Origin of the sequence: Sphingobacterium hungaricum (genome assembly GCF_015210005.1) — a bacterium.
Taxonomy (GTDB): domain Bacteria; phylum Bacteroidota; class Bacteroidia; order Sphingobacteriales; family Sphingobacteriaceae; genus Sphingobacterium; species Sphingobacterium hungaricum.
The window spans coordinates 1-23,126 of the sequence record NZ_MU158698.1; the positions used below are offsets into that span (position 1 = coordinate 1).

Annotated in this window: 22 protein-coding genes and 1 tRNA gene; 10 read left to right on the forward strand and 13 right to left on the reverse strand. The window is 35.9% G+C overall.

Annotated elements, in window-relative coordinates:
• Positions 1-810 precede the first annotated feature (810 nt).
• Entirely contained in the window at positions 811-2,172 is a 1,362-nt protein-coding gene (locus C4F49_RS03025; protein ID WP_196934411.1) for a Gfo/Idh/MocA family protein, read from the forward strand.
• On the opposite strand, the gene C4F49_RS03030 is transcribed toward C4F49_RS03025, so the two are convergent.
• A complete protein-coding gene (locus C4F49_RS03030; protein WP_196934412.1) occupies positions 2,173-2,793 on the reverse strand; it encodes a hypothetical protein in 621 nt (206 codons plus the stop codon). It abuts the gene before it with no gap.
• 281 nt (positions 2,794-3,074) lie between these two features.
• Between C4F49_RS03030 and C4F49_RS03035 the strand changes: the two genes are divergently transcribed.
• Entirely contained in the window at positions 3,075-3,464 is a 390-nt protein-coding gene (locus tag C4F49_RS03035; protein ID WP_196934413.1) for a hypothetical protein, read from the forward strand.
• A gap of 200 nt (positions 3,465-3,664) precedes the next feature.
• Here the strand turns inward: C4F49_RS03035 and C4F49_RS03040 are convergent, their stop codons facing one another.
• The 3 genes from C4F49_RS03040 to C4F49_RS18080 all read right to left on the reverse strand — a co-directional run bounded on the left by C4F49_RS03040 (position 3,665) and on the right by C4F49_RS18080 (position 5,107).
• Entirely contained in the window at positions 3,665-4,285 is a 621-nt protein-coding gene (locus C4F49_RS03040; protein ID WP_196934414.1) for a DUF4082 domain-containing protein, read from the reverse strand.
• A 151-nt stretch (positions 4,286-4,436) separates the two neighbouring features.
• Positions 4,437-4,964: an SDR family NAD(P)-dependent oxidoreductase gene (locus C4F49_RS03045; protein WP_196934415.1), complete on the reverse strand. Its 528-nt coding sequence runs from the start codon at positions 4,962-4,964 to the stop codon at positions 4,437-4,439.
• 2 nt (positions 4,965-4,966) lie between these two features.
• A complete protein-coding gene (locus C4F49_RS18080; protein WP_196934416.1) occupies positions 4,967-5,107 on the reverse strand; it encodes an SDR family NAD(P)-dependent oxidoreductase in 141 nt (46 codons plus the stop codon).
• 341 nt (positions 5,108-5,448) lie between these two features.
• On the opposite strand from C4F49_RS18080, the gene C4F49_RS03055 reads away from it, so the two are divergent.
• Positions 5,449-5,790, forward strand: coding sequence for a type II toxin-antitoxin system HigB family toxin (locus C4F49_RS03055; RefSeq protein ID WP_196934417.1), 342 nt, complete (start codon positions 5,449-5,451; stop codon positions 5,788-5,790).
• Entirely contained in the window at positions 5,790-6,350 is a 561-nt protein-coding gene (locus tag C4F49_RS03060) for a helix-turn-helix domain-containing protein (RefSeq protein WP_196934418.1), read from the forward strand. Before C4F49_RS03055 ends, C4F49_RS03060 begins: the two co-directional genes overlap by 1 nt.
• Before the next feature lie 93 nt (positions 6,351-6,443).
• On the opposite strand, the gene C4F49_RS03065 is transcribed toward C4F49_RS03060, so the two are convergent.
• Both C4F49_RS03065 and C4F49_RS03070 read right to left on the reverse strand, forming a co-directional pair.
• The gene (locus C4F49_RS03065) at positions 6,444-6,830 is read right to left on the reverse strand and encodes a YybH family protein (RefSeq protein WP_196934419.1); all 387 of its coding nucleotides are present in this window, start codon (positions 6,828-6,830) and stop codon (positions 6,444-6,446) included.
• A 3-nt stretch (positions 6,831-6,833) separates the two neighbouring features.
• Positions 6,834-7,763 (reverse strand): helix-turn-helix domain-containing protein, encoded by a 930-nt coding sequence (locus C4F49_RS03070; RefSeq protein WP_196934420.1) that lies wholly within the window; start codon positions 7,761-7,763, stop codon positions 6,834-6,836.
• Positions 7,764-8,000: 237 nt separating this feature from the next.
• On the opposite strand from C4F49_RS03070, the gene C4F49_RS03075 reads away from it, so the two are divergent.
• The 3 genes from C4F49_RS03075 (at position 8,001) to C4F49_RS03085 (ending at position 10,980) form a co-directional block, all read left to right on the forward strand.
• A complete protein-coding gene (locus C4F49_RS03075; RefSeq protein ID WP_196934421.1) occupies positions 8,001-8,600 on the forward strand; it encodes a hypothetical protein in 600 nt (199 codons plus the stop codon).
• 237 nt (positions 8,601-8,837) lie between these two features.
• Positions 8,838-9,695, forward strand: a complete 858-nt coding sequence (locus C4F49_RS03080; RefSeq protein ID WP_196934422.1) for a helix-turn-helix domain-containing protein — start codon at positions 8,838-8,840, stop codon at positions 9,693-9,695.
• A gap of 187 nt (positions 9,696-9,882) precedes the next feature.
• Positions 9,883-10,980, forward strand: a complete 1,098-nt coding sequence (locus C4F49_RS03085) for a helix-turn-helix domain-containing protein (RefSeq protein ID WP_196934423.1) — start codon at positions 9,883-9,885, stop codon at positions 10,978-10,980.
• A gap of 72 nt (positions 10,981-11,052) precedes the next feature.
• Here the strand turns inward: C4F49_RS03085 and C4F49_RS03090 are convergent, their stop codons facing one another.
• From C4F49_RS03090 to C4F49_RS03105, 4 genes are all read right to left on the reverse strand, one after another.
• Complete coding sequence (locus tag C4F49_RS03090; protein WP_196934424.1) at positions 11,053-11,409, reverse strand: hypothetical protein; 357 nt, start codon at positions 11,407-11,409, stop codon at positions 11,053-11,055.
• Between the two features lie 418 nt (positions 11,410-11,827).
• Complete coding sequence (locus C4F49_RS03095; RefSeq protein ID WP_196934425.1) at positions 11,828-12,193, reverse strand: nuclear transport factor 2 family protein; 366 nt, start codon at positions 12,191-12,193, stop codon at positions 11,828-11,830.
• A gap of 39 nt (positions 12,194-12,232) precedes the next feature.
• A tRNA-Lys gene (locus C4F49_RS03100) sits at positions 12,233-12,308 on the reverse strand.
• Between the two features lie 240 nt (positions 12,309-12,548).
• Positions 12,549-13,571, reverse strand: a complete 1,023-nt coding sequence (locus C4F49_RS03105) for an LLM class flavin-dependent oxidoreductase (protein WP_196934426.1) — start codon at positions 13,569-13,571, stop codon at positions 12,549-12,551.
• Between the two features lie 214 nt (positions 13,572-13,785).
• Between C4F49_RS03105 and C4F49_RS03110 the strand changes: the two genes are divergently transcribed.
• Together C4F49_RS03110 and C4F49_RS03115 are read left to right on the forward strand one after the other, a co-directional pair.
• The gene (locus C4F49_RS03110) at positions 13,786-15,444 is read left to right on the forward strand and encodes a hypothetical protein (RefSeq protein ID WP_196934427.1); all 1,659 of its coding nucleotides are present in this window, start codon (positions 13,786-13,788) and stop codon (positions 15,442-15,444) included.
• A 24-nt stretch (positions 15,445-15,468) separates the two neighbouring features.
• Positions 15,469-17,190 carry a hypothetical protein gene (locus C4F49_RS03115; protein ID WP_196934428.1) on the forward strand — a complete coding sequence of 574 codons (1,722 nt, stop codon included), beginning with the start codon at positions 15,469-15,471 and terminating at the stop codon, positions 17,188-17,190.
• A gap of 74 nt (positions 17,191-17,264) precedes the next feature.
• Here the strand turns inward: C4F49_RS03115 and C4F49_RS03120 are convergent, their stop codons facing one another.
• The 3 genes from C4F49_RS03120 to guaB all read right to left on the reverse strand — a co-directional run bounded on the left by C4F49_RS03120 (position 17,265) and on the right by guaB (position 19,713).
• Positions 17,265-17,918 carry an ankyrin repeat domain-containing protein gene (locus C4F49_RS03120; protein ID WP_196934429.1) on the reverse strand — a complete coding sequence of 218 codons (654 nt, stop codon included), beginning with the start codon at positions 17,916-17,918 and terminating at the stop codon, positions 17,265-17,267.
• Positions 17,919-17,945: 27 nt separating this feature from the next.
• Positions 17,946-18,128, reverse strand: coding sequence for a 30S ribosomal protein THX (locus C4F49_RS17925; RefSeq protein ID WP_231388187.1), 183 nt, complete (start codon positions 18,126-18,128; stop codon positions 17,946-17,948).
• A 109-nt stretch (positions 18,129-18,237) separates the two neighbouring features.
• Positions 18,238-19,713: an IMP dehydrogenase gene (guaB, locus tag C4F49_RS03130; RefSeq protein WP_196934430.1), complete on the reverse strand. Its 1,476-nt coding sequence runs from the start codon at positions 19,711-19,713 to the stop codon at positions 18,238-18,240.
• Between the two features lie 373 nt (positions 19,714-20,086).
• On the opposite strand from guaB, the gene secDF reads away from it, so the two are divergent.
• Complete coding sequence (gene secDF / locus C4F49_RS03135; RefSeq protein WP_196934431.1) at positions 20,087-23,086, forward strand: protein translocase subunit SecDF; 3,000 nt, start codon at positions 20,087-20,089, stop codon at positions 23,084-23,086.
• Positions 23,087-23,126 lie beyond the last annotated feature (40 nt).

Below are 23,126 nucleotides of genomic sequence, written 5' to 3' on the forward strand. Positions count from 1 at the left end.
TAAAAACTTTCAGAATTACTTTACGCATATAAACCCATTTTAACCCAACTTCATTGTCCCCCCTTTGGGGGCTAGGGGGATACGCCACTCCTCGGATAACCTTTCTAAAATAAAAGACCACAGAATCCACAGAGAAGCCACAAAAGACACAGAGTTTCCTTGCTCCTTATTCTTTACTCCTAACTCCCTATAAACATAACCCCCATAACCTTCTTCACCTCCATCACTCCTATAACCACCTAATTACACCCCAACTCTGCGAAACTCCGAGCCTCCTCCGCGCCACTCCGTGGTACAACTTTCAAAATTATTTTACGCCAATAAAACCTTAGCGACCGCATGCGTTTCGCGTGTGCTCACCCAGCAATCGGCGTAAAAACTTTCAGAATTACTTTACGCATATAAACCCATTTTAACCCAACTTCATTGTCCCCCCTTTGGGGGCTAGGGGGATACGCCACTCCTCGGTTAACCTTTCCAAAATATAAGACCACAGAATCCACAGAGAAGCCACAAAAGACACAGAGTTTCCTTAGCCCCTTACAGCCTAAAATCTAAACTTTCACTTCGCTAGCGCACGCGTTTCGCGTGTGCTATCTCCGCCCTCCATCTCTGCGAAACTCCGAGCCTCCTCCGCGCCACTCCGTGGAACAACTTTCAAAAATACTATACGCCAATAGAACCCCACTTCATTGTCCCCCCTTTGGGGGCTAGGGGGATTTAAACCTACAAGTCTTTTTGCTTCGCAACTAAAAAATCCCTATCTTCAAGATTCAAACCTACATAGACTACAGATAAACCCAATACACTATGGCTGACTTCCATCTTAATCGACGAAAATTTATTCAATCTACAGCTGCTGTCCTTTCGCTGTCGGCTTTGCAAGCCAATGGATTTACACTAGACAGCAACAAAAAAAACTTATCTGTTGCACTAATTGGTGCAGGATGGTATGGTAAAAGTGATTTATTTCGGCTGTTGCAAGTACGTGAAGTGAACGTCGTTGCAGTCTGTGATGTGGATCGAAATCATTTGGAAGAAGCGGGTCGCTTAATCAGCGAACGCCAAGTTTCAAAGAAAGTTCCTAAGCTATATACGGACTACAGAAAGCTGTTGTCCGAAAACAAACTGGATTTAGTGGTTATTGGAAGTCCTGACCATTGGCATGCTTTGCAAGCGATTGCCGCGATTGAAGCTGGAGCACACGTTTACTTACAAAAGCCCGTCAGCGTCGATGTACTTGAAGGAGAAGCTGTGGTGCAAGCTGCGCGAAAGCACAATAAGAAAGTGCAGGTCGGCACGCAGCGAAGAAGTACACCCCACTTGATTGATGCGAAGGAAAATGTGATCGACAAAGGTTTGCTAGGAAAAATATCGCATGTGGAAATGTGCTGTTATTTTCATATGCGCAAAAATGGAAATCCTCCTGAAGAAGCGGTACCAGAATTTTTGGACTATGAACTTTGGACTGGCCCAGCTCCTCTTCGTCCTTACGATGGTTTGCCTCATGGAAGTTGGTGGCGGACATTTATGGAATATGGAAATGGTATAACGGGCGATATGTGCGTGCATATGTTTGATACCGTGCGCTGGCTATTGCAATTGAAATGGCCAAAACGCATTACCGCCAACGGCGGAATTTATGTGCAGAAAGGCGGAAAATCAAATATTGCGGATACACAAACAGCGGTCTTTGAATATGATGAACTGAACTGTGTCTGGCAGCACCGCACTTGGGGCGCACCGGCAGACCCAGCATATCCTTGGGCGTTTATAATCTATGGCGAGAAAGGAACGTTAAAAGGAAATACCATGAAGTATGAGTTTATTCCGATCGGCGATGGGGAACGGACTGTAAAGGATGTGGTCTTTGAACGTGAGGAATATCCGGAAGATTTGAAAGAACCGCGCATTGAGCTAAATGCTGCGCCAGCAAACCGTGCGCAAATGCGAAATTTGCTGTCGGCTATTGAAAATAACCATTTGCCCGTGGCCGATATTGAAGAGGGACATATTTCTTCCGCCAGCTGTATTCTTGCAAATATATCCATGGAACTAAATCGTCCCTTGGAATATGATCCAGTTAAAAAGATTTGTGTCAATGACCCCGAGGCTACTAAATTATTGAAGCGCAACTACCGCGGCGATTGGAAGCATCCGTATAAGGGCTAGTTATTCTGCTTCCGCAAAATAAGCATTGTAGCGCTGTATAAATTCCATAGCAAAAAAAGAACCTTTTGGTAATTTTTCGGCTTCGCTATAAAGTTCTGGATAATCTTTGATGATTTCGAGCACGTTTTCTTTAAACTTTTTACCTTGACCTAAGTATTTTGGGGGACTGCCATCTTTCGTGTAGAATAAATAATTGACAGTTGTTGCAAAAGCAGGATTGCCAGTGCCCCTCTGCGCGTAATAGCTGTATACGTTGATCTTTCCTTCGGCAAATACCTTCACAAAATCCTGAATGATCCTGAAGCGAAATACATCCTTGAATTCAAAATTTTGCAAAACAACAAAGCTATCCAGATCCATGACAAACTTTGAAACTTCATCAGACTTCAGTTTTATCCGCTTGTCATTTTCATCTTTCTTAAAATAGATAAAACAGGTTCCATAATCTTTGGGTACATAAGGGGTAGTTGTTATATTGAATTTCAGCAATCCACTCACTTTTTGTCCATCATAGGTATAATAATGACCTTCGATATAGTCCTTAAATAAATCTTTCTGAGCAAAAATTGTGTTGCGCAGTAATATAGACAGCAACAATGCTACTAGACGATAAGCTTTCATAGGTTTAAAAAAATTAATAATTTAATTACTAAACAAATATAAGTAAATTGAGAAAGGTAAAAAAGATATCTCATTTAAGACGTAAATGAATTATTAATCTTATTACTATTTTGGTAGTTTTGAAAGAATCAGAATAGAAATAATTTATCAATTATGACTTGTTATAAATGACTTATAATTCTTTTATACCCTATCGATAAATCCCATTTCTTTTAATTCCCATTCTACTTTTCAGTTGCACGGATACGAAAGATGTTTCCACTTGGAAGTATTCCCATAAAATGATTAAATCAAAAGCGGATACTAATCTTTATTTAGGACATTATCCTCCTGAAAATTTTATTAGAGAGAATTTTAAAGATGCACCGTTTATTTTAGAGGGAGATATTCTTCAAGTAGATTCTGTAAGTGGATTTGAAAAAGTGATTGTCTTTAAAATTGATTCGGTTTGGAAAGGAGATATTTTAGAGGACACTATCCAATATGCGACAAGCAATGATTTGAGATTGAATGAATACACCTATTCAAGACAAATCGTTTTTTTACAAAAACAACCTAAAGTAAAGTACTACACGTATACAGATTCCATTGAATATTTCCCAATTGGAGAAAATACTGTTTGGTCCTTGGACAAGGAGTTTAAAAGATATTTGCTGGATTTTTCAAAGTAAAAACTCAAAAGTAAAAAGTAAAAATTGTGGAAAGACTTTCAAAGTTAAAAGACACAGAAATTATAATATCTCGTTCAGGAAGATAATATATCCTCCTTCCATAACCTTTCATAAACTAACGATAATAATCTTTCCAAAATAATTCCCCCTTTGGGGGTTAGGGGGAATCCTTTACTCTTCTAGCAAATAGAAATAGCTAACTAATCCATCTGCTGGAAAACAATGCTTAAGTCTCCTGCGTAATAATTAGATGATAAATTTGTAGGATACGTTTGAGTACTTCCTCCAATCCATTGATAACCTAAAATCGAAATATTTCCACTGGCAATTGGGTACGTACTGTCAGAATTATCGACTTTATTGCGTTTGTACCAATCGTTTCCATTGTAGGTAATCAAATATTCTTTGTTCGCTTCCAATTGAAAGGGTTCGATTGCAGTTTTGATTTCCACATTTGCTGTCGTTGTAGGAATGGTAATGGTTTTAAGAACAGTTTTCGTTGCATTATCCCAAATAGTCACCCTTGTATTCGTTGCGTTATCCGGAATCTTAAAGGTAATGGCATTTATTTTTCCTTTAACCTTGGGACTGAATCTGTATCCAAATTCGTAATTACCTGAATTGATAAAGTTGGTTGTCGCCGCGTTGAAACCGCTGCCTTGAAGATACAAAGCTAGCGGATTTTCTTCTTCGTAAATTTTTTCGGGAACTGCATCATCACTTTTGCTACAGCTAGCTCCTAGTGCAAGAATAGCAATCAACGCAAATGCAAGCGTAAAGTTTTTAATGTTTTTTCCGAAAAGAGAGTTTGACTTTTTCATCATTTCTTGTTTTTAATTAATTAATTTTTTGTTTTATATATTATTGTTTAGTCAAAATTAGTTTGCAGGCTTTAACTTACTCAGCAGAGTGAGCACAGGATAGGATTAAATGAGTAAACTACGAGTTTTAGTGAGGGAATCGGTAAATTGACTATTTTTTGAAGGGAAATATAGAATGAACATCATGCTTTTTCAAAGGTTCTTTTTGCGACTCATCCGTGAAAAATCGGTCAAACATAGGTGTTTGAATGTACCCCGGCTGCACATTATTAATTCGGATGCCGGCGGATGCAGTTTCTACCGCTAAAGCTCGCACAAGCCCATCGATTGCCGATTTGTTAGCGGAATAAACAGCCGAACCCGGAAACGCTCCCTTGGCAAGCCAAGAAGAAGTGTTGACTATAACCCCAGCTGTGCCTTGCTTCTTGAACTGTTCAATTTCGTATTTGCAGGATAGCCAAACCCCTTTCAGATTAATCGCCATCACTTCATCAAACTGTTCTTCGGTCACTTCACTGATAGGTGCAAAATTTCCTTCAATACCTGCGTTATTGAATGCAATATCCAATTTTCCGAAAATGCGAACGGTCTCTTCAATCAAAAATTTAACATCTGCAGGTTTAGAAATGTCAGTCTGGATAAAATAAACATTCGAGCTGATTCCCGACAGCTCTTGCACAGCTATTTCATCTGCTCCTTTCTGCGTCCAGCAATCACAACCTTTGAACCTCTTTCAAGGAAAAGCTTCGCGGCAGCCAATCCGATGCCTGTTGAACGTCCGGTCACAAGAGCAACTTTATCTTTTAAACTTTCTTGTCTCATCACATTTATGCATTTGTTATATCACAAACTTCCTACATTCAGCTTATTAAAAGTTATGCAAATCAAACGAATTGTTATGATTTAAGAATAAAAAGGCGATAATTGCTTCGGTTTATTTTCCGCGATTATCTTTTCATTTAACTCAAACGCATTAAACCTTAAGTTTAGGCTTAGTCTTCTGCCACACAACTTACTTTTCATATGTAAACTTAAGAATAACAGTATATTACTATTTATTTTTAGAGAATTGGTATATTTGAGAATCATCAAGCCAGTTTGAAAAAAGATTAAAAAAATTCGGTTAATATCAGAACTTTACTTAAGTTTGTATAGTCATTCTTATGAGAATTGTAGGAAAGAAAATAATTTTTAGAGTCAAGAAGAAAAACATAGGCAATAAAAAGCTGTGTAATGAAATTGATAAGTTAATAAACTATTTAGAGCAGTTCAAACCTAATGAAAAAAACATTAATGATATTAGAAATGACGCCGACTGCGTACACTCCGATGGATTTTATTTTTTTAACATTCATATTCATCGTACGCTACTGTTGATTGAGTTTGACGATGATGGAGAAGCCACAATTGTATGGGCGGGCACGCATCAAGAATATGAGACGATATTTAAAAATAATAAATCGACCATAGAAAAGTGGTTACGAAAAAACGGATATATAGCGTAATGAAAACACATTTTGACATAGAAAACATAATTGAAAAGGGGTCAATCACGAACGAATTAGATTACGATAGAGCTCTTATCGCTGATAGAAAACTGAGGCTTCTTGCGAAGGAAAGTATTCATTTTAAGAATTTAAGGCTCAAGCTTCGTGACATAATTGAAAAATATGAAAGTTCCGAATGGAGTGATATTGATAAAATTGATAATCATAAACTTGTCGAAAGCGAGAAATCTGAGCATATTGCCGAACAAGAAAGATTGTTTATTGAAAACAGAAAAAAAACCATCCGAAAAAAAATCAAAGAACTTGATTTAACACAAGAAAATTTGGCGTCAATCTTGGGCCACAAGAGTAAAACGCACATGTCTGAACTTATGAATGGCATTAAACCATTTACGCTTAAAGATTTAATTATTATAAATCGATTATTGAAAATCGAAATATCTCAATTGATACCTATGTTTCTGTCAAAAGAAGACCAAATAAAAGTAAAAGAGGCAGTGAAAAAATTGGATAAACCAAAAGTTAGCTTTGCTAGTGATGAATTCGTTTTAAGCTAATCGAATATTTGAAAATTTTAATTCCTTATTATCAAACCCAAGATTTAATTAGCAAAGTGTTCCAAGATTTAATGGATTAATAAATTAATGTTCTCATCCTGCTCCACATGGATTATCCACGATGTAAAGCCAAGTGCCATCCGACTGTTTGCGCACGATTTCGGAACTAGAACCTTCGATTACAATATCTTCAGATTTATCGTTCTTTGTTTCAATTTTCCAATCTGCTCTGAGCAGAGCAATGTTTTCTAGTTCGACACAATACTTATTTACGGAAGTCATTTTTCCTCCAAAATTTAAAAGATTCAAGTGCTCTTCATTTATAAGCTCAACTCCTGAAACTATTGTCCCATCATAGCGAACTATTTTTGCATTGCTTTCAGATAGCATGTTCAGTCTATTTACATCTCCCGAATTATATGCATCAGCGAAAAACTCATTCATCTGCTCAGGACTAAGTGGGATTATTTTTGTATTCATAAATTAACTGATTAATTCTGCATTTTTCTTGTTGCAATTAATTTTTTCCTTTCTAAACTGTAAAGGAGTACTACCGGTTTGCTTCTTGAAGAAGTTAATAAAATTAGAAGAATGTTCAAACCCCAAACTATATGCTATTTCGGCAATATCCCAATTGCTAAAGTTCAATAAGGCTTTCGCTTCCTTACTCATTCGTTCAGCGATAAGTTCGCTGGTGGTTTTACCCGTAGTGTCTTTCAAAGCTCGGTTTAGTGAATTCGTATGGACATTCAGCTGCGCTGCAAATTCATTCGCCGTCTTCAGTTTGATTCGTTGGCTTGGCGCATCAATAGGATATTGACGGTCTACCAATTCCAAGAATAATGAACTGATTCTTTCGGAGGAATTATTTGGCTGATACAAGCTTTCAGGAAGTTGCATTTTTAATGCTTCATGCATAATGATTTGCACATAGCTTCGTAGCAAATCGTATTTATTGGAATAAGATGAATTTAGTTCACGAAACATGCTTTCAAAAATACCTTGCAATAAAAGCATGCTCTCTTCACTAGGAAAGAACACATGGTTTCCACCGACTTTAAACAAAGGCGATTGCGAAAGGCTTTCATTTTTAAGATTTTGATGGATAAATTCTTCTGTGAAAAGACAAAAATAACCAGCTTGTTCTGTCGAAGTCGGTTCCCAAGAATACGGAATCAATGGATTAAGAAAAGTAATTGTAGGTTTATCTATGTGAATAATCCTGTCCGCGTAGCTTAAAATTCCGCTCCCGTTAGCAATCATCGAGATTTTATAAAAATCTCGGCGATTAGGAGGCAAAGCCGTATTGTCGCAAGCAAATTCTTCGCGCCGGTACACATTGAACTGTCCCTTTTCTTTGTTTTCTTGTCCATGACGGACATAAAATTCGGATATGCTCTCTGACTTGTTCATTTCAGGAAATTATTTGATTCAAACCATAGATTAAAGATAACTAAATAACGTTTATTCATGATGATCATAGTATAATTTCTTACTGTTAAGCTTTAATGTTTAAGACTAATGAACGAGTTTACAAAATTTCGTGCTACAGATCAGCCCGCCTTCATTTGACAAGCTGATTTCCTGAATTTTTACAATTTTAGAAACCCTATTATAAATAGCTTGCATCTTAATTTATCCAATAAACTTATGAAAGAAATTCCAAAAAAATTAAAATCATTTTTAACTGCCCTAATTGTATTAAACGTTGTGTTCCTAGGAACTATCATCTATATTTTAGGCTTTTATGAAAAAGATATCGCACAATTCGACCGAATAGATATCAAGAACAAAGAAGGTGCAAACCGAGTGGTTATTTCAAATGAAAATCATATTCCAAACCCTATTATCGATGGTAAAGAGTATCAGCGTAGGATGACACCAGCAGGCATCATATTTTATGATAAAAGAGGCGACGAGCGAGGCGGAATTGCCATTTCGGAAGCGGATGACATGAATTTTAATGCGATTGCCTTTGATTATCAAAATGCCGATGCCATTGGCATGTATGCGCAAGACAATTTAATTACTAATTATTTTAAAGCAGGCATAACTATTAATGATAAAGACCTTTCAGGAAAACCTGGATACAACATCAATAGAATCAATTTAGTGACAGAAAATGGAAATGCCTCTTTAGTGATGAAAGACGCAAACGAAGTTCCTAGACTTGTCCTAAAAGTAGATAGTTTAGGCACACCGTCTATTGAAATGTATGATAAAGATGGAGTGCCAACTTGGAAACCATAAATTCATATTTTTGTAATTTTATAAGCCAAATTCTACTGTGCTGCAATTATGCCAGTAGAATTTGAGTTTTCAAAATAAGGTAAGATTTTTTTTATTAACTTCACATGTACTAAAAAAAAACAACCTATTCAAGTACAGTAAATCTGCGGAATGACAAACTTCAGTTTTAATCGTACAAGCCTTTTGTGCATGGATTAGACGATTCCAAAGTCTTGATTGGGTTTCATATTTTTTTACATGCTTACCAATGAAATTATGATGAATCGAGAAAGCAAAAATGTTATTTTTTTTGAAAATGACAGACACACGCATCAAACCGAATATAGATATGAACCCTGTGATGCTTTAAAGTTAGCTATCAGACAATATCTAATTTTAGAATGTAAGAATAGTATGGTGTTAGAAACATTACCCAGCACTTCGTTTTCACTAAACTATATTTTAAGAGGAAATATTCACCTAACTCAAAATGATGGATCAACAATCAAATTGCCTGAAGCCGTTTCATTTGGTATAACCCAAAAGTTCTTTCATTTCACATTCTCAGATTTCGCAACCTTATTTGTCGTCATTTTCAATCCGGGATTTGCTTCGACAATTACCGATAAACCTCTAAATGAATTTTTTGAAAGATTCATTCCGATGGACGAATTTTTCGACAATAAAACAAATTTATTGATGCTCGAGCAACTTAGGCACATCAAATCACATAAAAAAATGATTGATGCTATAGAAAGCTTTCTAACTACTAAAATAGCTTTCAATACGATTGATAACATTATTTATGATTCAATTTCAGAGATAAAACGAAAGAAAGGACAGGTATGCATTAAAGAATTGACTACTGACTTACCCATCAGCAGAGATACATTCGAAAAAAGATTCCGGCATTTAGTTGGAACCACTCCTAAAAAATACGCAAGCATTGTGCGTTTTAGAAGTTTATTTGAAAATCCAGTTGAACATGGACGTCTAACAGATATCGCATTGGATGCAGGATATTATGACCAATCACATTTTATAAAAGACTTCAAATCTTGCACAGGAAAACTTCCTTCAGATTGCTTTAATCGAACTTTTTCTATTAAAAACTAGCGCCAGGTAATTTTGTTATATGATTTTTCAGACAGTATTCTAATTTTTCAAATAGAAAATCTAATAAAATATAATCATCGAATTATATGTAAATCGTATATCGTTCTTGAAATTAATCTGCTCAGATGATTTGAAGATTATGATTTTATTTTTGATATTTAGTCCTATAAAAATATTTAATTGATTAATGGATTTTAATTTAACGCTAACCACACTTATTGCAGGAGGATTGTTACTGTTATCTTTTCTAAAACTAAGCAATGCAGTACAGGTAAATAAGAAAGCTAACAAATACTTTGGTGTTTTCGTCTTTCTTTGGGCCAGCTTTTGGTTAGATGAAATGATTTTACCTGAAGAATACAATCCTTATTCTCCTGCAATATTAGCTCTAAGATTTATCCAGTTTTTAGTCCCTCTTACCTTTTTTTTAAGTGTTCAATTTTACACTAAACCTGATTTTCACTATTCATTCAAAGATTTGAGGCTTCTCATTCTCCCATTAATATTTCTACTGCTTTTATTCAGCAATCGCTATATTCCCGAAGATTTATTTAAGGTAATTTACATTAGTCTCATCTTAAGCAATTCGTTATTTTACACGCTGCTATCTTATATAAAGATTAAGAGGCATCAAAGAAATATCGAACTTTTTTCTTCCGACACTTCGTCTATAGACTTGAGGTGGTTAAAGTATATTATTTATTCGTTCATAGCTTCGGCGATGATTATTATATTTTATAATATTTTATCAAAAGCTGATGGCTTAAACGTTTATATCAACTTATGCTTTCTGATAATTGTTTATTTAGTCGCATTTTATTCAATGAGACAGCAAGAAATTTATCCGAAGGGTTTGAATTTCGAAGAAACTATAGGCGATGGCCATTTGGCAGATAGAGGCAACAATCTTGAGCGAATTAAAAGATTAGATGTTACTGAACTCAATAAACTTAAAGAGGATTTATTGAAACTGATGGAGGATGAATTGCCCTATTTAGATAGCGAATTGAACCTTTTCAAACTTTCGGATAAATTGGGAATAAGCAGCCACCAGCTTTCTTATGTGCTTAATGAGGGATTTGGCGAAAACTTTTTTAATTTCGTCAATAAATACCGAGTCGAAAAAGCAAAAGAATTATTGACCAATCCTACTTATGACCATTTAAATATGGTTGCGATAGGCTATGATGCTGGATTCAATTCTAAAACAGCTTTTAACACTACTTTTAAAAAGATGACCTCACTCACTCCCACTGAATATAAGAATATCGGTTCCAAGCAATAAGCGAAAAAAGTAAATTTTTAAAGGTTTATTCAATCCATTTTCTCACAAATAGAATTTCTTGATTTAAATTAATCAAACATTAATAGATCTAACGTCCTCCGACAATTCTTTAATTCGATTCATAACTGTATCCAAATACTTTTGTGCTTTTTGGATAGTGTCTAAATCGTTAAATCGATTTGAAAGGTCACCAATCTTAAGTCTCACTTGAATACAATCATACATTTCAGTTAGATGAAACACATAATCTATGCCATCTTCTATGTCCCAATAAGTGATTGACATTTTATCTTCAGAGACATGTAATTCTTTCCAAGAATTAAGTCCTCTTTCCCACTTGTGAATATACTTGTATTCTGTTAAAATTTTCTGAATAAAGCTTAAATCTGCCCAAATAGAAATTGAGCTTACAATGAAGTTGCTGTACATGTTATTTGCTATATTATTTTACGAAATCAACTATTTTTTCACATAATAGTTTACCGTAAAATTATATATGAATCCAATCAGAATTGCACTAGTTTATAAGACTGAACATATTTTTTCTATTCATTATAAAAACCAGGAAAACAACCCATTACATGTTCAGTTTTATAAAACAGAACAACTAGTTAATAAAAAAAAAGTGGGCTTATCATTTTAAATAAATCAATAATGTTTTACAAAATGGATATGGTAATCAATCAGCAGAATGTATTTTTATTTTGCGATGAAATATAGATGAGTTTTGAATCATCAGTTTAGAAAAATATCGACATTATATCCTAAAAATATTGTCCTAGATTTTACGCAGCTAAATCTTCTTAGGTTTTTAAAGTTGAAAGAATAAAAATAATCGAACGGAAAATCAAATTGAAATACCGCTTCCTCCGACTACTTTTATTCCGTCGGAAAACTTTTTCCAAAAGCGAATATATCGATATTGGGCTTCAAAGGGCTGAAGGTCATAGTTACCTTTGAGATTTATTTTAACTGTAATCAGCGCTAAATCATCAATAATAGTTAGCTGTTCGGTATCTGGACTTAGCTCCTCGATTTTCAATTTTCCATTGCTATAGGTTTCTAAATCCATTTCTTTGCTAATGGTTTCACCGCTCGGGACTATGAAAATCAAATCCTTATGCAACAGTTTGTCGAGTATCTCGATATTGCTGCTTTTCATCGCTTCATAAAGTTCATTTTCAAGGTCTAGAATATCGTTTTTTGTTATCATCTTTTTGGTTTAGGGAATTTGTAATTGTATGAGATTGATTGGTGACCCCGCTGAGGTTCGAACTCAGGACCCACAGATTAAGAGTCTGTTGCTCTACCAGCTGAGCTACGGAGTCATACTATTTTCTAAAACAAATATTGGAAAAATCTATCTATTTTTCCAAAAAAATAGTTGCGAAATATAAAATAAACAACAAAGGCTTAGATATTTACGCACAAAAGACTGAATTCTTCAGCTAGTTCTTTTGCCAGAGAAGTAATTTCTCACTAAAGACTAGCTAACCTTGATAAAATAAAAAAGTCCAGCATCTTTCCTAATGATGCTGGACAAAAAAAATAATTCACTGTTTAAAAACTTATCGCCAGCCTAATCCTGGAGCAACATGTTCTAAAATTGCTGAAAGCACATGCACATTGTAATCTACGCCCAATGTATTTGGAATGGTCAGAAGAACTGTGTCCGCTTCTTGAATAGCTTCGTCTTTTGCCAAATCTAGAATTAGATGATCAGGTTCAGCAGCATAACTTCTTCCGAAAATGGCGCGCTTATCTGGTTCGATCAAACCGATTTTATCTTCTCGATTAGATTCATTTCCAAAATAATAGCGATCCTGATCATTCACCAATGCAAAAATAGACCTGCTCACAGAAATTCTAGGTTCATGTGCATGACCCGCTTCTTTCCAAGCTTTTTTGTACAGTCGAATTTGTTCAGCCTGCTGTATATGAAAAGGTTTTCCGCTTTCGTCTTCCTTCAATGTCGAACTTTGAAGATGCAATCCATTCTCTGCCGCCCAGATTGCCGTAGCATTGGATGCTGCTCCCCACCAAATCCGATCGCGCAACCCTGAAGAGAAAGGCTCTAATCGCAACAGGCCAGGAGGATTCGGAAACATCGGATTTGGATTAGGTTGCGCAAATCCTTTTCCGTCAAGCTTTTCCAAAAACTCCAACCCTTTGCGACGACCCATATCTGCATCGGTTTCACCTTCTAGTGGCTCATAGCCAAAATAACGCCATCCATCTATGACTTGTTCAGGCGAACCTCTGCTAATTCCTAATTGCAATCGTCCTCCTGAAATCAAGTCAGCTGCGCCGGCATCTTCTACCATATATAAAGGATTTTCGTAACGCATATCAATCACACCCGTTCCGATTTCAATCTTACTGGTCTTGGCGCCAATAGCCGAAAGCAATGGAAACGGTGACGCAAGCTGCTTTGCAAAATGATGCACGCGAAAATACGCACCATCGATACCGATTTCTTCTGCCGCCACAGCCAAATCGATGGATTGCAACAAGGTGTCACTCGCCGTTCGGGCATTATATTGTGGATGATTGGCCCAGTGGCCAAAAGATAAAAAGCCTATTTTCTTCATAATTTCATTTTAGAAATAACACAGCCAAATTTAACGATTAATTATAGTCATCTCTTGGGGCTATTGTCCGAGTATTGTCAATCAATGCCACAAAAAATAATTTCAATAATTAATTAATAAATTACAAAATTATCTATAGAAAAATATTTTAAACCAATATTTTTAACTTTGAATTTAAATGTGAAATAAATATATTTGTGTGTTAATCCAAATTATGAAGAAATTTCTACTACTATTTTTTTCTCTACCATTAATATTTTCATGCTCTAAAGAAAGTAATGAGCCACAAAAGCAAATAGATGAGAATCCGATTAAGATAAATGCGATAGCACCACTTCAAGCAAATAAAGACCGCCTAATATTTGCCGCAGAAGTCCTATATTTAAATGATGAAAAAATCGAATCTTATGGGTTTGTTTTTCTGGATGAATATGGTTCGTTTCCAGAAAAAGAATATGTTATGTCAAAAGCTTTAGGTCCAGGAAAAATAAGTTTCGAATTACCCGATTTCCCATCCTTTGATTTCAATACGGTATTTGGTTATTATTTTTTTATCAAAACTGATAAACAACATTACAAATCTAACATCCAAAAGTTTCAATTTTCTGAAATTACCGTAAATGCTCAATATAGTTTGCAAGCAAAAGCTGGTGAAGAAATTGTTATTAAAGGAGATTTTGAGAAGTTGGACAACACATACGTACTTTATGATAGTTACAATATGATAAATGAAGTTGCATTTACTCTAAAAGATAAATATACGATGTCATTTATTATGCCTGAAAACTACAAACATGGCGAAACTTTAAATTTTATCTTACAGCGAAAACAGCAAACTGACCTTAAAAGCATAGGAATTGCATCAGTCAAGGTTTTAGGAGAAATTTTTCCTCCAGCTAACTATAACATGATAGTGTCTGATCGTTTAACCCTGACAGGACGATCTTTAAGCAGTGGTGTTCAAATCATAATAGGAAATAGGTCTGTCGCTTATTATAACAATTTAGCATTGCAGGATCTTATTTTTGATCAATCAGGTGATAGTTTTCAGATTGGATATTTTAATGGAAGAGATAGAGTAATATTCCCAGAAAAGATTAAGCTAATGAGGCCACTTTCCACCAACTTTCGCCTAGCAGAATCATATGCTCATCCCAATACGAGGGCTATAGTAGAGGGATTAACTTTCGACAATTATTTATTTGGTTATAAAGCAAGCATTGGTATTCAAGGAACACACATTTTAACAACTTGGGACGGTATCAAATCTATCAACATTGGGAATATTAAAGAAGGATCTTATCCAATCGTGATCAAAAGTCCGTTTTTCGATTTGGTAACAGAAAGTAAGGTTGAAGTACAAAATCTTAAAGTAACGTCTATCAATAAAGACATTGGATACCGTGGTGATAAATTTATTTTAAAAGGAAACTTTCTTCCCAGCCAATCATATTTCGCATTTGTAGGAGATGCGTATAGTTTTGTAACAGTGAACAAATTAGGTGAAGCTACATTAATCAACGATAATATGATTCCTGGCAAACTACCAGTTCGCGTTGGATATCATAAAAATGGCTTTCCTGATTATGAAACACAAGCAACGGATTTTTTCATCGAAACAAAAAAAGGAGAAATTCTTGACTTTTACCCTAAACAAGCTAAAATCGGCGATATTATAAAAGTTAAAGGCCGTGGGCTATATATATCTTCCCTTTTACTAGGGTCTACATATATATATAATGTTTTGAATGTAGACGATGGTTTCGAATTTACAATTCCTTATTTAATGCCTAAAGGTAAATTTTATATTAACATCATTTCGGGTCCAACTACAGATAAAGTTACAAGCAAACAGTTTATAGAAATCATTTAATACGATCAAATGTTTAAATTTAACATGCATATCATCAAATATTTATCATTCATCTTATTAATTAGCTTTTTTGGTATTAGTTGTGAAAAAAAAGAAAGTGAAGAAACAATTGAAGAAATAGATTTAAGCCCTGTTGAGTTAAGCATCAACGCGGGAACTTTTTTGGACGGAAATAGGATACAATTGAGCGGACAAGTTACCAAACTGAATGATCTCGAAGTATTGGATCATGGTTTCCTAATTCAGAAATATACCGCAAAAAATATACTAGGATCAGAAACGCAAATCTCTTTAGGCAAACTTTCCTCAACAGGAGACATATCTAATATTTATTTGCCCGATTATCAAATAGCTTATGCTGATGAATTTAAATACTGCTTATATGTAAAAACAGAAAAAGGCTACTATAAATCAAATTATTTGGAGTCAAAATTTGATGGGATTGTGATTGAAAATATTGTAAATGTTCAAGCCTGTATCGGCGAGACTATCACTGTTAAAGGAGATTTTTCGAAAGTTGATGCTAACTTTGAATTAAAGGCGCGTGGCACATCGTTAACAATTCCTTTTGAAATCACTAATAACGCTACATTGCTGCGCTTTAAAGTTCCGAGTGGTCCAGGAGTTTACCAAGGGCAAAAAATCATTTTTGCTTTGAAAAATAAAGCAGCCTCTATATCGGAAGATGACCAAGAAATAGCTAGCGCGCGAATTCTTGCAGTATTGTTTCCTCCAGTAAAAAAACTTTATTATTACAATTATGATCATCTGGATAGACTAGCTCTAATTGGAGCCGGAATACCTCCTGCAGGCAATAACAATGGATTATTCATCTTAATTGGAGGACAAAAAATCCCCTATAATAGAGAAATTATTTTTACTTCCATCTCTGGACTCAAAGGACTAGAACAAAAAATTGGTTATCATAATGGAAGAGATTCTGTAATTTTTGAAGATCCAATTACATTTAGGTCGCCCGACCAGGATCTGTTGCAAATAAATCCCACTGTTATTCATTCAAACTCGTCTTTTACTATTACTGGAACAGAATTATCGCTTATGTTTTGGAATGCATCGTTTAGATTAGGTGGCGAAAATGTTATTCCAAACGGGAGTGATGGATTCACTAGTGCTTTCTATGTGGAGGACATAAAAGAAGGAGTATATCCGTTACAAATATTTAGCGATCTTTATAATTTCACAACAATTAAAACTATAAAAATTGTAGATTTCAACTATCAAGATATTGACAAGAAAGAGGGTTATTTGGGAGAACCGATAACTTTAAGCGGATCTTTTATTAAAGGAAAAGATTATTACATCAATCATGTTAGCAACAACAATTTAGATTATGGCTATATAGTTGCCAAAGAGGATGGCGAGTTAACTTTTGGAATATCAGACAAATGGAAAGGCAACATCGATTTGATTGTTGGTTTTATGTCTCCTAAAGGACAATATATCATGAGCAACAAAGTTCTTCATTTAAATAGCCTTGGATATACGTATGAAAGTTTAAGTCCAATGCAAGGTCATTTCGGTCAAGTAGTAAGTATAAAAGGCAAAGGTATTGGACTCGCCGAGACTGTCTTTTTCGATGGAATAATTTTAACCAGTTTGGACAAATCTCCTAATGAAATCAAATTTGTGACGCCATTTACTGTTAACAGTGGAAAAGTAAAAATAGAGCTTGTCATTCAAGGCAAAAAGATTGAATTAAAGGATCATTTTGAAATACTAAATTAATTCAGCTAAGACATGATTTGAGAGAAATCGAACCTGTTAGAATGTCCCTAAAAGACCAATCATTCTTCTTAGCATTACTTCTCTAAGATTTCGGCAATTTCTGTAAATCCCCTATTTTTCGCGTGGGTTAACGCTGTAACGCCTTCTTTATCTGGAATGGATTTATCCGCTCCGGCATCCAGCAGAATTTGAACAATCTCTTGGTGTTTCTTTCCGCCATCGCTTAAAACCACAGCTTCCATCAAAGCTGTCCAGCCTAAGCGATTAACGTGATTGACCGGGTAGTCTGCCGTATTGGCTAGTAAACGGACTGTTTCTACATGTCCCTTTTCAGCTGCCGGAATCAATGCAGAACCATTATATCGATTAAACACATTGAAATCTGCACCGTTTTCCAAAAACAATTGTACAAATTCCAAATAACCGGAAGCACCGGCGTATAAAAACGGACTGTTCAATAAATCATCTTGCTGATTGACATCGGCTCCGAGCGAAACAAGCAATCGAGCAGCTTGGAAATTATCTTTATAGGTAGCAATCATAAGCAAGGACTGTTTCTTCGCATTGATTGTATTGACATTTTCTTTTGTAACAAGCTGTTGAATCTCTGCTATATCACCAGTTTCAACAGCTTGAATCAATTTTTCCGAATCCATAGCAGTTTGATTTGATTGCGCACATGTACTTGACAATGCAAAAGTTAGTATTGACAAAAAAATAAACTTCATATGCTAAGGTTTAGATTGTAGGATAGATTATTTAGCTTTTTTCTCTGTTGCCTTCTCTTTTTTAGGCTTTTCCTCTTTAGGAACCGCCACTTTTTCTTTCTTCTCAGCAACTACAGTTTCAACTTTTTTAGATTTTACACGAGGTCTTTTTTTACCATAAGAACCCATGATGATTTTTCCTTTGGTTGTTTTTTTATCTCCTTTTCCCATACTATATAAATTTAGTTTATGTGTGTAAAAAGCAAGTTAGTGATTTTTTTCAAAGAAAAAAAGCCTTGAAATTGACTTTCAAGGCTTTAAGAAGAACTAGAGTACTTTGTTACCCCCTACTGTTATAGTTTGGCGATTCCTTTGTAATCTGAATATTATGAGGATGTGATTCTCTCAAACCAGCTCCGGTAATTTTAACGAATTTAGCTTCTTGAAGCTTTTCGATGCTTGCTGCGCCGCAATAACCCATCGATGCACGCAAACCTCCGATATATTGATAAACAACTTCTGCCAAAGTACCTTTATAAGGAACACGTCCAACAATTCCTTCAGGAACTAGCTTTTTAATGTCTTCTTCCACATCTTGGAAATAACGGTCTTTCGAACCTTTTTCCATCGCTTCGATAGAACCCATTCCGCGGTAAGATTTAAACTTACGTCCTTCCAGCAAAATTGTTTCGCCTGGCGCTTCTTCAACTCCGGCAAACAATGAACCAGCCATAATCGTATGTGCACCAGCTGCAATAGCTTTCGCGATATCACCCGTTTGTTTAATCCCTCCATCAGCAATCAAAGGAACTCCAGTCCCTTTTAATGCTTTAGCAACTTCATAAATTGCATACAATTGAGGAACACCCACACCTGCAATAATACGCGTTGTACAAATAGAACCTGGACCGATTCCGACTTTCACAGCATCCGCACCTGCATCAGCTAATGCTTTTGCTGCATCGCCTGTGGCAATATTTCCGACAATAACTTGTAAATCTGGGTAAGTCGCTTTAACTTCTTTCAGTTTATCGATTACACCTTTAGAATGTCCATGCGCAGTATCGATTGTAACAACGTCAACACCAGCTTTCACTAATGCTGCAACACGTTCTAACGTATCAGCAGTTACGCCAACAGCCGCACCGACTAACAAACGTCCGTGTTCGTCTTTTGCTGCATTTGGATAGTGGCGGTATTTCTGAATGTCTTTGAATGTAATTAAGCCTTTCAGCACACCATGCTCATCCACGACTGGCAATTTTTCAATTTTGTAATTCTGAAGAATTTCTTCTGCCTGAATCAAATCTGTTCCAATCGGCGCGACAACTAAGTCTGTTTTTGTCATCAAGTCGCTAATGGACATGGTCATGTCCTTCTGGAAACGAAGGTCACGGTTAGTTACAATACCAACTAATTTATGTTGTTCGTCAATAATAGGAATACCTCCTATTTTATGATCTTTCATTATTTTAAAGGCATCGCCTACCGTTGCTGTTGCAATTAACGTAACCGGATCTTGGATCATGCCGCTTTCCGAACGCTTAACTTTGCGTACTTCCGCCGCCTGTTCGGCAATCGTCATGTTTTTGTGTAACATTCCGATACCACCAGCTTGAGCAATAGCAATTGCCAAATCAGCACCCGTAACCGTATCCATAGCAGCGGATACCAACGGAATATTGATTTTGATTTTCTTTGTTAAAAAAGTACTTGTGTCTACGTCGCGAGGTAATATTTCAGAATAAGCAGGGATTAAAAGCACATCATCATAAGTAAGACCTTCGGCAACAAATTTATGTGGATCGTATTGCATAGCAAACATTTTGGGGTTTTTATTTGCGAGACAAAATTAAGAAAATTTATCGGAATTCCAAAATAAAAATACTTTCTGACAGCCATTCCACAATGTACCACAAGCAATCAGAAGATGGTCAGCAGCGTTCCTACAAAACCTCGAATTTCGCCATACTTTCTGCGATTATTTCTGTTACAAAACTTAGCTGGAACCACATTAAACAGCGATTACAAACAATAAAAAATTAGGTAAAACAATCTTTACAACTTTTTGTTTGCGTCTACCGATAAATTTCACTTTCATTATCCATTTTTTTTATACCTTTGCCATTCTTGATAAAATGTTATTAAGCTTAAGCATAAACACAATATAAACAATTACACAATAGAAAATGCAGAGTAAAGGGCTGATTAAATTTTTGGTAATAGTGATTTCAATAGCATGTCTATATTCACTATCATTCACATTTTTCGCACGGAAAGTAGAAAAGGATGCCGCAGCATATGCACAAGGCGACATGGCTAAAGAAAAAGCCTATTTGGATTCGATTGCCGGAGAAACAGTTTTTAATATTGGCGTTGCCAAGTTTACGTACAGAGAATGTAAAGCGAACGAAATCGCTTTAGGTCTTGACCTTAAAGGTGGAATGAACGTAACCATGGAAATTTCATTGGATGAGTTGATTCGCAATTTGGCAAATAACCCGAAAGATGAAAAATTCAACGCTGCTGTAGAAAATGCGGTTGCAAAAAGCAAGACTTCGAATAAATCGATTGTAGATTTATTTATTCAAGAATATAAAGATTCAGGAGCGACTACGCCTCTAGCTTCTTTCTATGCAACTAAAGATAACGAAAGTTCAATCAACGCGAACAGCAATGATGGCGATGTGAAAAACTTCTTATCGAAAGAAGCTGATAACGCAATCCAAAACTCATACAAAGTTCTTCGTACACGTATTGACAAGTTTGGGGTAACTTCTCCAAACATTCAAATCCAACAAGGTACTAACCGTATTTTGGTGGAGCTTCCTGGTGTAAATGACCAAGAGCGTGTTCGTAAATTATTGCAAGGTTCTGCGAAATTAGAATTCTACGAAACTCATAACAACTTACAAGTTTATGGTTTATTAGAAAACATCAACTCGACTTTAGCATCTAGCTTAAAATCAGAAAAACCTGCAGTTACGGCTACTTCAGATAGCACAGCTACACAAGATTCGACTAAATCTGATGATAACTTATTAGCGAATTTGGGCGCTGGCACAAAAACAAACACCGATTCAGCAGCAGCAATCGCTCAGATGGGTGTTGATAATCCTTTGTTCAGCATTTTAATGCCTGCAACTTACGTAGGTCAAGATGGTCAACAACAATTGGCTCCTGGAGCATTGGTTGGTTACTCTAACTTAAAAGATACAGCGAAAGTAAATGCTTACTTAGCTCGTCCTGAAATTAAATCAATTATTCCAGGAAATTTAAAATTCTTATGGTCTGTTAAACCAGAGCAAAAATCACCTAATATCTTATCTCTTTATGCAATCCGTCCGGTTGGTACTGACAACGCTCCTGTTCTGACAGGTGATGTCATTACGGATGCTCGTGATAACTTCGATCAAAATAACCGTCCGGTTGTTTCGATGGAAATGAACACAGCTGGAGCACGTGAGTGGCGTAAGATTACAGCTAAAGCTGCTGTAAACAACGAATCAATTGCAATCGTTTTAGATGGTGTTGTATATTCTGCACCAGGTGTAAACGAAGAAATTCCAAACGGTAGCTCTCAAATCTCTGGTAACTTCACGATTGAAGACACCAAGGATTTAGCAAACGTTTTAAAAGCTGGCCGTCTTCCAACGACAGCTAAAATTGTAGAAGAAGCGATTGTTGGTCCTTCTTTAGGTCAAGCGGCAATCGATGCTGGTGTTAATTCTGCCATTATCGCTTTCGTTGTTGTATTGATCTTTATGGTTGCTTATTACAACCGTGCTGGTATTGCTGCAGATATCGCAGTAATCTTCAACGTATTTTTCTTGATGGGTATTTTAGCTTCGCTGAATGCCGTCCTCACCTTGCCGGGTATCGCTGGTATCGTACTGACGATGGGTACCGCCGTCGATGCGAACGTACTGATCTACGAACGTATCCGTGAAGAATTGGGATTAGGAAAATCAATGCGTCAAGCGGTTGCTGATGGTTACAAACATGCGATGCCTTCTATCTTAGACTCTCAAATCACGACGTTCTTAGTAGGTTTAGTTTTATTCTTCTTCGGAAGTGGACCAATCTTAGGATTCGCGACGACATTAATGATCGGTATCGTTACCTCGTTGTTTACTGCAATCTTTATCTCTCGTTTGATTTTCGAATACATGTTAGATAGAGATATGAAAATATCTGTTTCTTTCCCTTGGTCTGCGAATACATTGAAAAACGCAAACTTCCCATTCGTTAAGAAACGTAAGGTGACTTACATTATCTCATTGGTAGTTTCTGCAATCTGTCTTATTTCTATTTTCACAAAAGGATTTAGTTTAGGTGTAGATTTTCAAGGTGGTCGTACATATACAGTACGTTTTGAACAACCAGTAGATTTAGAAGAAGTACGTAAAAACTTGGATGATGCATTTGAAAGCACAACAGAAGTAAAAACTTTTGGTAGCGCAAATCAAGTACGTGTAACAACGACTTACCACATCTCTGAAACAAGTGATCAAGCAGACAAAGAAGTTTTAGATAAATTAAATGCAGGTCTAGATAAAGTACAATCGAATAAACACGAAATCTTATCATCTCAAAAAGTAGGTCCTACGATTGCGAATGATATTAAATCACGTGCGATTTATTCAGCGATCTTCTCCATCTTGATTATTGCAGTATATATCTTAATCCGTTTCCGTAAATGGCAATATTCTGCTGGTGCAGCGATATCGACTATTCACGATGCGATTGTATTATTAGGTTTGTTCTCTATCTTGGACGGAATTGTTCCTTTCTCTTTGGATATCGACCAACACTTTGTGGCAGCGATCCTAACGGTAATTGCTTATTCGGTAAATGATACAGTTGTTGTGTTTGACCGTTTACGTGAGTTCTTAGGAAAACCAAATGCACACAAAGAAGATTTAGGTGATACAATCAATCACGCGATCAATTCAACGTTAAGCCGTACGATTATTACATCTGTAACGATTATCTTCGTTCTTGCTGTATTATTCATCTTCGGTGGTGAAGTGATCAGAGGATTCTCATTCGCTATCTTAGTGGGTGTTGTTGTAGGAACTTACTCTTCTATCTTCTTGGCAGCTCCTTCTGTTTACGATTTAAGCAAAGGAAAGCACTTAGCTGATGCTCCAGAAACGAAAAAAGAAAAAGCTAAAGTAATCGCTTAATCAGATACATTTTTAATCACAAAAAGCCTTGCAGTTTACC

Bases quoted from the DNA above. Each gene is read 5' to 3' on its own strand.
- C4F49_RS03110 (WP_196934427.1), top strand. From the start codon at position 13,786: ATGAAGAAATTTCTACTACTATTTTTTTCTCTACCATTAATATTTTCA.
- C4F49_RS03025 (WP_196934411.1), top strand. From the start codon at position 811: ATGGCTGACTTCCATCTTAATCGACGAAAATTTATTCAATCTACAGCT.
- C4F49_RS03035 (WP_196934413.1), top strand. From the start codon at position 3,075: ATGATTAAATCAAAAGCGGATACTAATCTTTATTTAGGACATTATCCT.
- C4F49_RS03105 (WP_196934426.1), bottom strand. From the start codon at position 13,571: ATGAAGAAAATAGGCTTTTTATCTTTTGGCCACTGGGCCAATCATCCA.
- C4F49_RS03065 (WP_196934419.1), bottom strand. From the start codon at position 6,830: ATGAATACAAAAATAATCCCACTTAGTCCTGAGCAGATGAATGAGTTT.
- C4F49_RS03090 (WP_196934424.1), bottom strand. From the start codon at position 11,409: ATGTACAGCAACTTCATTGTAAGCTCAATTTCTATTTGGGCAGATTTA.
- C4F49_RS03070 (WP_196934420.1), bottom strand. From the start codon at position 7,763: ATGAACAAGTCAGAGAGCATATCCGAATTTTATGTCCGTCATGGACAA.
- C4F49_RS03055 (WP_196934417.1), top strand. From the start codon at position 5,449: ATGAGAATTGTAGGAAAGAAAATAATTTTTAGAGTCAAGAAGAAAAAC.
- C4F49_RS03030 (WP_196934412.1), bottom strand. From the start codon at position 2,793: ATGAAAGCTTATCGTCTAGTAGCATTGTTGCTGTCTATATTACTGCGC.
- C4F49_RS03080 (WP_196934422.1), top strand. From the start codon at position 8,838: ATGCTTACCAATGAAATTATGATGAATCGAGAAAGCAAAAATGTTATT.
- C4F49_RS18080 (WP_196934416.1), bottom strand. From the start codon at position 5,107: ATGAGACAAGAAAGTTTAAAAGATAAAGTTGCTCTTGTGACCGGACGT.
- C4F49_RS03040 (WP_196934414.1), bottom strand. From the start codon at position 4,285: ATGAAAAAGTCAAACTCTCTTTTCGGAAAAAACATTAAAAACTTTACG.
- C4F49_RS03095 (WP_196934425.1), bottom strand. From the start codon at position 12,193: ATGATAACAAAAAACGATATTCTAGACCTTGAAAATGAACTTTATGAA.
- secDF (WP_196934431.1), top strand. From the start codon at position 20,087: ATGCAGAGTAAAGGGCTGATTAAATTTTTGGTAATAGTGATTTCAATA.
- C4F49_RS03060 (WP_196934418.1), top strand. From the start codon at position 5,790: ATGAAAACACATTTTGACATAGAAAACATAATTGAAAAGGGGTCAATC.
- guaB (WP_196934430.1), bottom strand. From the start codon at position 19,713: ATGCAATACGATCCACATAAATTTGTTGCCGAAGGTCTTACTTATGAT.
- C4F49_RS03085 (WP_196934423.1), top strand. From the start codon at position 9,883: ATGGATTTTAATTTAACGCTAACCACACTTATTGCAGGAGGATTGTTA.
- C4F49_RS03075 (WP_196934421.1), top strand. From the start codon at position 8,001: ATGAAAGAAATTCCAAAAAAATTAAAATCATTTTTAACTGCCCTAATT.
- C4F49_RS03115 (WP_196934428.1), top strand. From the start codon at position 15,469: ATGCATATCATCAAATATTTATCATTCATCTTATTAATTAGCTTTTTT.
- C4F49_RS17925 (WP_231388187.1), bottom strand. From the start codon at position 18,128: ATGGGAAAAGGAGATAAAAAAACAACCAAAGGAAAAATCATCATGGGT.
- C4F49_RS03120 (WP_196934429.1), bottom strand. From the start codon at position 17,918: ATGAAGTTTATTTTTTTGTCAATACTAACTTTTGCATTGTCAAGTACA.